11 protein-coding genes and 2 rRNA genes are annotated in these 12,284 nt (G+C 49.9%); 7 read left to right on the top strand and 6 right to left on the bottom strand.

The annotated features are described in order from the left end of the window. The first annotated feature begins 16 nt into the window (after positions 1–16). Together BZG81_RS02115 and BZG81_RS02110 are read left to right on the top strand one after the other, a co-directional pair. Complete coding sequence (locus BZG81_RS02115) at positions 17–1,903, top strand: methyl-accepting chemotaxis protein (protein WP_077676627.1); 1,887 nt, start codon at positions 17–19, stop codon at positions 1,901–1,903. A gap of 202 nt (positions 1,904–2,105) precedes the next feature. Next, on the top strand, positions 2,106–3,983 hold the full coding sequence (locus tag BZG81_RS02110) for a methyl-accepting chemotaxis protein (protein WP_077460024.1): 1,878 nt from the start codon (positions 2,106–2,108) through the stop codon (positions 3,981–3,983). A 56-nt stretch (positions 3,984–4,039) separates the two neighbouring features. On the opposite strand, the gene epmA is transcribed toward BZG81_RS02110, so the two are convergent. Then, a complete protein-coding gene (gene epmA, locus BZG81_RS02105) occupies positions 4,040–5,017 on the bottom strand; it encodes an elongation factor P--(R)-beta-lysine ligase (protein ID WP_077676693.1) in 978 nt (325 codons plus the stop codon). A gap of 314 nt (positions 5,018–5,331) precedes the next feature. Between epmA and frdA the strand changes: the two genes are divergently transcribed. From frdA to frdD, 4 genes are read left to right on the top strand one after another with little or no spacing between them, the layout of a single operon-like run. Beyond that, positions 5,332–7,137, top strand: a complete 1,806-nt coding sequence (gene frdA, locus BZG81_RS02100) for a fumarate reductase (quinol) flavoprotein subunit (protein WP_077660568.1) — start codon at positions 5,332–5,334, stop codon at positions 7,135–7,137. Next, positions 7,134–7,889 carry a succinate dehydrogenase/fumarate reductase iron-sulfur subunit gene (locus tag BZG81_RS02095; RefSeq protein WP_021023465.1) on the top strand — a complete coding sequence of 252 codons (756 nt, stop codon included), beginning with the start codon at positions 7,134–7,136 and terminating at the stop codon, positions 7,887–7,889. Before frdA ends, BZG81_RS02095 begins: the two co-directional genes overlap by 4 nt. Continuing rightward, positions 7,886–8,269: a fumarate reductase subunit FrdC gene (frdC, locus tag BZG81_RS02090; RefSeq protein WP_077660564.1), complete on the top strand. Its 384-nt coding sequence runs from the start codon at positions 7,886–7,888 to the stop codon at positions 8,267–8,269. Before BZG81_RS02095 ends, frdC begins: the two co-directional genes overlap by 4 nt. A gap of 8 nt (positions 8,270–8,277) precedes the next feature. Continuing rightward, positions 8,278–8,640 (top strand): fumarate reductase subunit FrdD, encoded by a 363-nt coding sequence (gene frdD, locus BZG81_RS02085; RefSeq protein WP_077460027.1) that lies wholly within the window; start codon positions 8,278–8,280, stop codon positions 8,638–8,640. A gap of 67 nt (positions 8,641–8,707) precedes the next feature. On the opposite strand, the gene efp is transcribed toward frdD, so the two are convergent. Continuing rightward, complete coding sequence (gene efp / locus BZG81_RS02080; RefSeq protein WP_021023462.1) at positions 8,708–9,274, bottom strand: elongation factor P; 567 nt, start codon at positions 9,272–9,274, stop codon at positions 8,708–8,710. 33 nt (positions 9,275–9,307) lie between these two features. Between efp and epmB the strand changes: the two genes are divergently transcribed. Then, positions 9,308–10,330 carry an EF-P beta-lysylation protein EpmB gene (epmB, locus tag BZG81_RS02075; protein ID WP_077676626.1) on the top strand — a complete coding sequence of 341 codons (1,023 nt, stop codon included), beginning with the start codon at positions 9,308–9,310 and terminating at the stop codon, positions 10,328–10,330. A 75-nt stretch (positions 10,331–10,405) separates the two neighbouring features. Here the strand turns inward: epmB and BZG81_RS02070 are convergent, their stop codons facing one another. The 4 genes from BZG81_RS02070 to BZG81_RS02055 form a co-directional block, all read right to left on the bottom strand. Next, complete coding sequence (locus BZG81_RS02070; RefSeq protein ID WP_077676625.1) at positions 10,406–11,047, bottom strand: flavin reductase family protein; 642 nt, start codon at positions 11,045–11,047, stop codon at positions 10,406–10,408. 8 nt (positions 11,048–11,055) lie between these two features. After that, positions 11,056–11,436, bottom strand: a complete 381-nt coding sequence (locus BZG81_RS02065) for a thiol-disulfide oxidoreductase DCC family protein (protein ID WP_077460030.1) — start codon at positions 11,434–11,436, stop codon at positions 11,056–11,058. Positions 11,437–11,913: 477 nt separating this feature from the next. Then, positions 11,914–12,029, bottom strand: a 5S ribosomal RNA gene (gene rrf / locus BZG81_RS02060). A 115-nt stretch (positions 12,030–12,144) separates the two neighbouring features. Next, positions 12,145–12,284 (bottom strand): 23S ribosomal RNA (locus tag BZG81_RS02055); the annotation flags it as partial.

The raw sequence follows: 12,284 nt of genomic DNA, 5'->3' as shown, positions 1-12,284 counted from the left end.
GTACGAGGGATCTTTAATGAAATTTACCATCAAGACCAAAATATTACTTGCGGTTGCTTTGGTCGTCGCCTTAGTCAGTGCAGTACAGGCATGGTTTTCAGTCAATCAACTTGAAGCAGAAACCGAACAAAGCGTCACCGCTCAAATGAGAGATGTGGGGCTATCAACGAGCAACTTTATCGAAGAATGGCTCGACATCCGCAGCAAAATACTCGTCGCGAATGTGCCTTTGATTGCTAGCCAACCGAATGTTGATCGCGAATTATTACTGACCAAGCGCCAGGGTGATTTTCTTACCGTCTATGCCGGCTTTGCTGATGGAACCATCGCCTATGGTGATAAAACCGAAAGCTGGCCAACCGACTATGACCCTCGTTCACGTCCTTGGTATAAGCAAGCCAATGCGGCAAACGATTTAATTATTACGCCTCCTTATGTCGATGCCAATGGCGCTGGCATGGTCATCAGCTTTGCTAAAGCATTTAATCAACAGTTCGAAGGGGTTATTGCTGCTGACTTATCTGTCGACGCCATTGTCAAAGAGGTGCTTAACGTACGCCTACCCAACGAAGGCTTCGCGTTTTTGGTTGATAGCAATAATAAGGTGGTCGCCTATCGCGATACCGCGCTGAGTGGAAAAGCTTTAACGCAGGTCGACGATGAGCTCACACCGGCCTTCATCCAAAATGCACGAAACAGCCAAGCACTGGGGACCGTGACGTTCGATGGCGATGGCCGCGAAAAACTCATTGCAGTCACAAAAGTGGAAGGCGCTAACTGGAGTCTAGGGGTAGTTCAAGACAAACAACTGGCGTTTGCTTCCGTTTCCGAGCAAATAGTCTCCACGTTGGTCACGTCGGTGATTTTGTTTGTCGTTATCGCTTTTATTGCCGGCTTCCTCATTCACCGTATGCTGGCCCCACTGACTCAGCTGACGCACGCAGTAAGTTCCTTATCGCAAGGCAGTGGCGATCTTACTCAGCGTCTTGATATTGTGCGCCACGATGAAATCGGTGAGTTAGCCGGACACGTCAATGCGTTTTTAGCGCAATTGCAAGCCATGATTGGTCGAAGCGTCACCCAAAGTGTGGGATTGTCTGAACGCGCGGACCAATGTCGAAATCTTGCGCATCAATCGACCGGTTTGGTCGGACAACAGCAAGGTGATGTCGATCAAATCGCGACCGCCATTCACCAAATGTCAACCACTGCCAATGAAGTGGCCAGCAATGCCGAACAAACCGCTCGTTCAGCCCAAGAAGCAGAAAGTTCATGCCGGGATGGCCTAGAGGTCGTGGAAAGTAACCGTGACGCGATCACACAGTTGGCAGAACAGGTCGAACAAGCCACCAATGTGATTAGAGAGCTAGACACAAACTCACAAAGCATTAATCAAATCATTTCCACCATCCAAGGGATTGCCGAGCAAACGAACTTACTGGCGCTTAACGCCGCGATTGAGGCTGCGCGTGCTGGTGAGCAAGGCCGAGGGTTTGCGGTGGTCGCTGACGAGGTACGTGTACTGAGTCAACGCACGCACGACTCCACCGAAGAAATCCGCAATATGATAGAAACGCTGCAGAACACGACACAACGTGCGGTGGATGGCATGACCCAAAGTAACGAAATGGCAACCTCCAGTGTCGATCGCGCCGCCTCAGCCAGTGATAAACTCAATCAAATCACACGCGCGATTGGCGATATCTCCGAAATGGCGGCACAAATTGCCAGCGCGGCTGAAGAGCAACGTGCCGTCACTGAAGATATCAATCGCAATACCCAAGCGGTGCGCGATTTATCACTGGAGCTTCATCAAAAATCGAACGAAACAGGGGAACAAGGCGAGCAAATGGCGCAAGACGCGCAGGCGATGCACAGTGACTTGTCTAAATTTAAAGTCTAACGCGTCAACGATATGAACACGGCAATGCAACCAGGCTGCCTATACCAGTAGGCAGCCTCTCTATTGGCAGAAAGATCACAAATTCTGCGTTCAACGATTTCTTATCCTCACTTATCAACGCGATTTGCCTCATTGATCTAACTTTGTTGTAAGCCTTGCGTATACACTCAAAGATATTTTTTAATGAGATGGAAATGTGTCTATGCCCAAGCCGACAATTAAGCTGAAAATTATTGTGGCTATTGCCTTTATCGTCGCGCTGGTCAGTGCGGTGCTTGCCAGCATTTCTGTGCGTCAGCTCCAAACTGAAACCACCACCAGCATTACCAAACAAATGCATGATGTCGGTGATGCCACCACCCAGTTCATTGATAGCTGGTTAAGTACGCGTGCCGATATGCTTCTGGCCAATGAGACGCTGATTGCAAATAACGCCAATGTCGATCGTGAACTGCTAGTGACGAAGCGTGCGGGGCACTTTTTATCCGTTTATGCTGGATTTAGCGATGGACGCATTGCTTATGGTGATAAAAGTGAAGACTGGCCAGCGGATTACGATCCGCGCACACGGCCCTGGTACCAGAGTGCGAGTGGAGTCAATGAACTTATTATTACTGAGCCCTATCAGGATTTTGACGGTAGCCTAGTGGTCAGTTTAGCCAAGGCCTTTAATGGCCAATACCAAGGTGTGATCGCCGCCGATGTCACCGTGACTGATATCGTCGAGCAGGTGCTCAATTTGAAGCTCAGTAATGGCTTTGCCTTTTTGGTCGACGGTGAAAATCGCATCGTCGCGTATCGTGATACGGACTTAAGTCGCCAACCGCTCACCGATCTGGATGACGAGCTGACTCGCAACTTTATGGCCAATGCCAGTGCGCAACGCCAACTCACCACCTTTGAGCTCAACGGCAAAGAAAAACTGCTTGCTGCAATAACCGTCCCCAACACCGATTGGACGCTGGGTATTGTCGAAGATAAAGCGCAAGCTTACGCCTCCGTATCAGAGCAAATTACTTTTGTGCTGATCGCCTCAGTCATTCTTTTTGTCGTGATCGCCTTTATCGCCGGGGCCCTGATTAAACAATTACTCAAGCCGTTGGGTGAATTAACCGCAGCGGTGCGGACGCTCTCTGCCGGTGAAGGTGATCTGACCCAAAGGATCAACATAGCCCGTCGCGATGAAATTGGTGAATTGGCCGAGTACGTTAACGCCTTCCTTGCACAACTTCAGCAAATGGTTGGTAAAGCGGTCAATCAAAGCATGACATTGTCGCAAAGCGCCGAGGAATGCCGAACCCATGCGTTACAATCGAGTCAATTAGTCGACAAGCAGCAAAACGATGTCGACCAAATTGCTACCGCGATCCATGAGATGTCGACCACCGCCAACGAAGTGGCCAGCCATGCCGAGGATACCGCCACATCGGCGCAACAAGCGGAGCAATCATGCCAAGAAGGGTTAAGTGTGGTGGGTGACAACCGCGACGCCATCACCCAATTGGCTCAGCAAGTCGAGCGCGCCACCAATGTGATCCGTGAACTGGATGAGAACGCGCAGAGCATTAACCAAATTATTGCGACTATACAAGGGGTGGCGGAACAAACCAATCTGTTGGCATTGAATGCGGCGATAGAAGCGGCACGCGCGGGTGAACAAGGGCGCGGCTTTGCGGTAGTCGCCGATGAAGTACGGGTATTAAGCCAACGGACACACGACTCCACCGAAGAAATTCGCAATATGATTGAGACTCTACAGCACACGACGCAACGGGCCGTGGATGATATGACGCAAAGTAATGAGATGGCGACATCAAGCGTTGATCGTGCTGAAGCTGCGAGTGAGCGTCTCAACCAAATCACCACTGCGATTGGGCGGATTTCAGAAATGGCGATTCAAATTGCCAGCGCCGCAGAAGAGCAGCGCGCGGTCACCGACGATATTAATCGCAATACCCAAGCGGTAAAAGATCTCTCCTACGAGATCCATCAACAAGCGAGCGCCACAGGCGACCAAGGTGACAGCATGGCGCAGGCGGCTCAAGACATGCATCAAGACTTATCTAAATTTAAAGTCTAAACCGGTCCCTGCCCTAAACGCCGCCTTCGAGCGGCGTTTTTATCGGTGCGGCCTTGTTAAGCGCGCGAAACAGGAAACGCGGTCACCGCATTAATATGGTCACACCCCAAAGCCAGCATGACTAAGCGGTCAACACCCAGCGCCACGCCCGCACAATCGGGTAAGCCTGCCTCTAATGCGGCGAGCAAGTGCGTATCGATAGGTTGTGGCGCTAACCCTCGTGCAATCCGCGCTTGGTTATCCGCCTCAAACCGCCGACGCTGTTCGCAAGCGTCTTGCAACTCATAAAAACCATTTGCCAGCTCAATCCCTTGGTAATACACCTCAAAGCGATGCGCAACACGTGGATCTGCTTGGCTAATTTTTGCTAACGCTGCTTGTGATTCGGGAAAGTCATAAACAAAAACAGGAGCCTGTAAGCCAATATTGGGCTCCACCATCACCGAGAAAAGCAGTTGCAACAAGGTATCTTTATCTGTCTCATCTTGGGTGATATCGGCCAATCCCTGGGTGGCCGCAAGTGCGCGCAGCTGAGGAATATCCGCGGTTAATGGACACAGCCCGGTAGTAGACTCAAACGCCTCTTGATAGCTCATCCGTGTCGCAGCCTGACACCTTAGTACAGCTTGTAACAACGCGTTCATTTCATCCATCAACTGGTGGTGATCAAAACCAGGGCGATACCATTCGAGCATGGTAAATTCCGGATTGTGGTAACGGCCAGCTTCTTCGTTACGAAACGCTTTACTGATTTGGTAAATCGGCCCGCTCCCCGCGGCCAGTAAGCGCTTCATATGAAACTCAGGGCTGGTCATTAAGTGCAACGACACGCCGTCAGCGAAACCTGGCCCAACCAAAGACGTTTTAAAGCTATGTAGGTGCACATCGGTGACCGCCGCTTGGCTAAGTGCTGGCGTATCCACTTCCCATACGCCACGGTCAGCAAAAAATTGCCGAAGGCGTGCCATGATATCGGCTCGCTTTTTTAGTTGCTCTAGCGACGCGGTTGGTTGCCATTGCGTGGTTAAGGTCATAAAAAATTCTCTGTTCGCACCATGGCGCCAGTCTATCGCCAGCAAGCAAAATAACAAGCGCCTTCCTGCTTGCTTGTTACGCAATATTGGCGTGTCACATGGCGCATTTCTATTGCAAGTCTTGCGCGTTTTTTCAACGCCATCGCACACTTACCGATTCATCTCACACTTTTATGCAATTTAACACCCATGCCCGCAAAATCGCGGCAATTCCCCGACTGAGTCAATTTTTACGCAGACGAGATTGCCTACTATGACAGCACAACAATAAACAAGCCAAGCACTGGCTTTCCCTATAACACTGGAGGATGAACGTGCGGACCCTCACTACAGATATTGCAGTTATCGGCGCCGGTGGCGCTGGACTGCGCACCGCTATTGCGGCTGCAGAGGCCGATCCCTCTCTTAATATTGCATTGGTGTCTAAGGTCTACCCGATGCGCTCACACACTGTGGCAGCCGAAGGTGGCTCAGCGGCCGTCATCAAGGACGAGGACAGCTTAGACAATCATTTTAATGATACCGTCAGCGGCGGCGATTGGTTATGTGAGCAAGACGTTGTCGACTACTTTGTTAAAAATTGCGCCCATGAAATGGTGCAATTGGAGCAATGGGGGTGCCCTTGGAGCCGTAAAGACGACGGCAGCATTAATGTGCGTCGATTCGGCGGTATGAAAGTGGAGCGGACGTGGTTCGCTGCCGATAAAACCGGCTTTCACATGCTGCATACTTTATTCCAAACCTCGGTCAAATACCCACAAATCCAGCGTCTCGATGAATATTTTGTTGTCGATTTGATTATCGATGAGGGGCAGGTACAGGGGTTAATTGCCTTACACATGGCAGAAGGCGAGCTCGTCTGTATCAAAGCCAAGTCGGTCGTATTGGCAACCGGGGGGGCCGGCCGAGTATATAGCTGTAACACCAATGGTGGCATTGTCACCGGTGATGGCATGGCCATGGCGTATCGTCACGGGATTCCACTACGCGATATGGAATTCGTACAATATCATCCAACCGGATTGCCGGGGACAGGTATCTTAATGACCGAAGGCTGCCGAGGTGAAGGCGGCATTATTGTCAACAAAGACGGTTATCGTTACTTGCAAGATTACGGTATGGGCCCAGAAACGCCGGTCGGTCAACCGAAGAATAAATACATGGAGCTTGGCCCGCGCGATAAAGTCTCTCAGGCTTTTTGGCACGAGCAACAAAAAGGCAACACCATCAAGCACACACTCGGTGATGTGGTGCATCTCGACTTGCGCCACCTGGGTGAAGACTATATTCAAGAGCGCCTACCCTTTATCTGTGAGCTGGCGAAAGCCTATGTCAATGTTGACCCAGCCAAAGAGCCGATCCCTATCCGCCCAACGGTGCATTACACCATGGGAGGGATCGAAACCGACGCGCAAACGGAAACACGTGTTAAAGGCCTATTTGCAGTCGGTGAGTGCTCTTCTGTTGGCTTACACGGCGCCAATCGTCTTGGTTCAAACTCGCTCGCCGAGCTTGCTGTCTTCGGTCGTTTAGCCGGTGAGGGCGCTGCCAAGCGTGCTAGCAGTTTCACAGATTGGAACCAAGCGGCCATCGACGCTCAAATTCAAGACGTGAAAGCGCACATTGATCAGTTGCTCTCTAATCAAGGAGAAGAAAACTGGGCGGATATTCGTCGCGAGCTCGGTGAAACCATGGAAGCGGGTTGTGGTATTTATCGTCGAGAAGACTTAATGCAGGCCACGATTGATAAAATTGCCGAACTGAAAGCTCGCTACCAAAATATCAGCATTCAAGATAAAGGCAGTGTGTTTAATACCGACCTGCTGTACGCCATTGAAGTAGGCTATGGCCTAGAAGTCGCCGAAGCCATGGCACATTCCGCGATACAGCGTAAAGAGTCACGCGGCGCACACCAACGTCTTGATGAAGGCTGCACCAGCCGTGATGATGAAAACTATCTCAAGCATACTTTGGCGTTCTATCAAGCAGAGCATGGCCCTCGCATCGACTATGGCGATGTCAAAATAACCAAGTCACAACCTCAAGCACGACTGTATGGTGATGCGGCAGAGCAAGCGAATCGTGACAGCGCCGACCAACAAGAGGAGCACGCAAAATGACGCAAGCTACCTATCAGGTCTCAGTGCTCAGGTATGATCCCGCAACGGATGAGGCCCCCTACACGCAAGACTTCGTGGTCACCGGTGACGAAACCATGTCGGTTCTGGATGCGCTGGGTTATATCAAGGATAACCTGGATAAGTCACTGTCTTATCGCTGGTCTTGTCGCATGGCCATTTGTGGCTCGTGTGGCATGATGGTTGATGGCGTGCCAAAGCTAGCCTGTAAAGCGTTTTTACGTGATTACCCCAAAGGGGTACTGATTGAGCCTTTGGCTAACTTTGCGATCGAAAAAGATCTGGTGGTGGATATGACACCATTTATTGAACGTCTTGAAGCGATCAAACCGTATATTTTAGGTAATGACCGCCGCCCCGAAGACGGGCCTAATACGCAAACGCCTGAACAAATGGCGCGCTACAAGCAGTTCGCAGCCTGTATTAATTGCGGTCTTTGTTACGCAGCGTGTCCGCAATTTGGCCTCAACCCTGACTTTTTAGGTCCCGCCGCCATCACACTTGCGCATCGTTATAATCTGGACAGTCGCGACGGTGGTCAGCACGAGCGTATGCCACTGATTAATAGTGATAACGGCGCCTGGGGGTGTACGTTTGTTGGCTATTGCTCACAAGTGTGCCCTAAAGGGGTCGATCCTGCTGGTGCGGTTAACCAAGGAAAAGTGGCCTCCACGCAAGATATGGTGATCGCCATGTTTAATCCCAATAAAGAAGGGAAGGAGGTAACAGGATGAGTAACCGTAAACCTTATGTACGGCCTATGCCTCGTACTTGGTGGCTGCACCACCCGTTTTATCGCTTCTACATGATACGAGAAGCAACTGTGCTGCCTTTAGTCTTCTTTACTCTCAGCCTAACCGCGGGATTAATTTGCTTGGTACAAGGCCCACAGGCCTGGCAGGGATGGCTTGACTATATGGCCCATCCAGTTGTGGTGTTACTCAATCTGGTCGCGTTAATCGCCAGCTTGTTCCACGCCACGACGTTTTTCAGCATGATGCCACAAGTCATGCCAATTCGAATCAAAGGGAAGCTATTGGATAGTAAATGGGTGATTGGCGCACAATGGGGCGCGGTGGCTGTAGTATCACTGATCGCCTTGGTGCTCATTTAGGAGGTGTTATGATCGATCCCAAACCAAAACGTTCCGATGAGCCAATTTGGTGGAGTTTATTTGGTGCTGGGGGGACTTGGTTCGCCATGTTCACCCCTATTACCGTGCTGATTTTAGGGATCTTAGTGCCGCTTGGTATTATTGATCCCAGCGCACTCAGCTATGACCGTGTCATGATGTTTGCCGAACATTGGCTGGGCAAGTTACTTATCCTCGCCACCTTAGCACTACCCATGTGGCATGCGATGCACCGCATTCACCATGGCCTGCACGACCTTAAGCTGCATATCGGCTTGGCAGGCAAAGTTGTCTGTTATGCGATTGCATTTACGGTCAGTGTCGTCGCCGCGCTTTTAGTATTGATGATCTAGCGTGTGCTAAAAGCAATAAAACAAAAAGCCCTGGTGAATCACACTCAGGGCTTTTTATTGTCGGTCATTATTTTACGCGTCCAACATACTCGCCAGAGCGCGTATCGACTTTGAGCACTTCACCGATTTGAATAAACAAAGGCACTCGTACAACCGCACCTGTGGTCAATGTTGCCGGCTTACCGCCTGTGCCTTGGGTATCCCCTTTTAGGCCAGGATCCGTTTCCGTCACTTCTAGTTCAACGAAATTAGGCGGTGTGACCACAATCGGATCACCATTCCAAAGGGTAAGCGTACAGCTGTTGTTTTCAACCAACCATTTAACATTCTCACCGACGGCACTTTCATTGGCCGCAATTTGTTCAAAGGTTTCGTTGTTCATAAAGTGGAAGAATTCACCGTCGGTATAAAGGTAATCCATATCCACTTCAATCACATCGGCCGCTTCAACTGTATCACCGGATTTAAAAGTCTTTTCCAAGACTTTGCCAGAGATCAGCTTACGCAGTTTGACCCGGTTAAAGGCTTGGCCTTTACCTGGTTTCACAAATTCATTTTCGGTAATGACACACGGCTCGTTATCGAGCATAATTTTCATGCCGCCGCGGAATTCATTGGTGCTGAAAGACGCCATCTTGATCCTCTTAACATCTTCGAGTTTTCACAAATGTCGCACATCATAACCCGAATCCAGCCTGCTGTTGAGCGAAACTGGATCAAAGAACTCGCAGAGGCGATCACAGATCCCAGTGAATTGCTGCAACTGCTTGAAATTTCACCTGAGGAATGGACGTCCGGTTTTGCCGCGCGCCGCTTGTTTTCACAACGCGTTCCTCGCAGTTTTGTTGCCCGAATGGAAAAAGGCAATCCGAACGACCCGCTGCTTAAGCAAGTGTTACCTATCGCGCAGGAGTTTAATGAGGTAGAGGGCTTCAGCGCTGATCCGCTTGAAGAGCAAGATAATGCGATTCCTGGGTTATTGCATAAATACCACAACCGCGTATTACTGATCGTTAAAGGAGGCTGCGCGATAAATTGCCGCTATTGCTTCCGTCGCCATTTTCCTTATCAGGATAACAAGGGCAGCAAACGCGTATGGCAAGGTGCATTGGATTATATCGCTGCACATCATGAAATTGATGAAGTGATCTTATCCGGCGGCGATCCCCTGATGGCCAAAGATGAGGAGCTCGATTGGCTTATCAGCGCCATTGAGCCGATGAGTCATGTGAAACGGCTACGCATTCACTCTCGTCTGCCGGTGGTGATCCCAGCGCGTATCACCTCTGCGCTTACTGAACGTTTGTCTCGCTCACGCCTGCAAGTGGTGATGGTCACTCACATCAATCATGCCAATGAGATAGATACCGAGTTAAGCGATAAGCTCCACACATTGCGACAAGCGGGAATTACGCTGCTCAATCAAAGCGTGCTGCTAAAAGGGGTGAATGACAGTGCGGATGCGTTGGTGGCACTGAGTCAACGACTATTTGATGCCGGCGTTTTACCTTACTACCTGCATGTATTGGATAAAGTCCAAGGCGCCGCTCACTTTTTAGTCTCAGACGATGAAGCGCGCGCCTTAATGCAGGAGATTATCGGCCAGCTGTCAGGCTATCTGGTGCCTCGTCTTACCCGAGAAATCGGCGGTCGGGCAAGTAAAACGCCGCTGGATCTTCAGTTAGAATAGCCAGAACTAAACCGCTGATGCCCGGACGATACGTGAAACTTACGCACTATCCGACCACTACATGGCGCGTACCCGCTAATCAAGCCACTCTGGCTGGCAGTCAGGTTTAGCATAACTCAGACGGCCAACACGGCTGGAGGTGTGGTAGCAATCTAATCCGCTCAAGGCAACGGTGCCTGCTTGCTCGATGTCGACAAAGCCATCCTCACTGACACAACTGTCTGGCACGTGCGCTTCGATTATTTCCCCCACTAACAAGTGAGTACCATTGATCGCCATGGTGTGCTCTTCACGGAGAACAAGACCAAGGCGGATCGCGGCTTCTTGTACAAAAGGCGCACCAAACTTTTCACGCCATAAAGGCGTCAAACCAACCTGATCAAATTCAGAGATATCGTGAGGGTAACGCGCTGACGTTTGATGAGCCGCCACAATCATCTCTTTTTGTACGTGATTAAGTGTATAAAACCCCGTCGCTCTAATGTTTTCCAACGTATCACGCGGCACAGTATCAGGGCGGATTATCACCCCCATTAACGCAGGGTTTGCTCCGAGATGAAACACTGAGCTCACAATACATAAATTGGTTTGTTGGTTTGTATCGCTGGAGCCCAACAAGTTGGCTGATTTAAATCCTGATAAGCTGTTCACAAAAGTCGCACGGTAGCGTTTTTCCATCGCAACGATGGCTTCTTTCTCATACACGCTCAGTGACATGGGTTTCCTTATTTAATCTGACATTGTTGGCAGCGTGCTTGGCCCGTCAAAATCGCCGAGATCCGATAACGGTGCTGGGCAAAGAAAAGATAGGCTTTGTCTGCAAACCACGCAATAACCGGCCAGCGTAACCAACTCACCCAAGCGCCTTTTCCAACCGCATCCCACGCTACATAGGTTGCATCTAAACCATACACCATTTGCCCGTCACTATCTTGTGCATGCAAAATACGATTCGCCGAGCTGGGATCAACGTTGGGAAAATCAATGGAAAAATCTGCTTGGTGGATATCAACCAATCGCAGCGCATCGTCGCCATCCCAACGCGAGAGCTTACGCATTTCTTTCACACACAAAGGACACATGCTGTCATAGAACACAGTTACCATAATGGTACCTCCTAAGGCACTAATACGCGCCGGCGGGGACACTCGATCAAAAAAAGAAAGCCCTGACCGTCAGGCCAAGGCTTTATTGGTTTTTCATCAAAGATTAAATATACAAAAAAGCCCCGACCGTTAGGTCAGGGCTTCGTATTTCTACTCATCAAAGTCTTACGCATATTCGCTTTGATGATTAAATGTTTGCTAACTAAAGCCCAATATTAAGCTCTAATTAGATTATCTTGTTTGATGCGATGAGGATTTTGAATCGAGACGCGCAGTGTATGCCAATACATGAGCATCGCAGATATCAAAAGCATCGAGCTATCAACAAGATAAGCAATGAGAGCCTGGCGATGTCCTACTCTTAGATTATCTTGTTTGATGCGATGAGGATTTTGAATCGAGACGCGCAGTGTATGCCAATACATGAGCATCGCAGATATCAAAAGCATCGAGCTATCAACAAGATAAGCAATGAGAGCCTGGCGATGTCCTACTCTCACATGGGGAGACCCCACACTACCATCGGCGCTGCTTCGTTTCACTACTGAGTTCGGCATGGAGTCAGGTGGGTCCAAAGCGCTATGGTCGCCAAGCAAAATTTGGTGTGTCTTCACTTTTCAGTCAAAACACGTATCTAGAAAGCTGTTTCATTCTCGCCACAATCAACTGGCTTATTTCGAGTCCAACCCAAAACCTCTTGGGTGTTGTATGGTTAAGCCGCACGGGCAATTAGTACAGGTTAGCTCAACGCCTCACAGCGCTTACACACCCTGCCTATCAACGTCGTCGTCTACGACAACCCTTTAGAGAGCTCGAAGCTCTAGGGATGACTCATCTCGGGGCCAGCT

This window comes from Salinivibrio sp. MA607 (assembly GCF_001996245.1).
Classification (GTDB): Bacteria; Pseudomonadota; Gammaproteobacteria; order Enterobacterales; family Vibrionaceae; genus Salinivibrio; species Salinivibrio costicola.
This window is presented reverse-complemented; position numbering and strand designations above follow the sequence as displayed.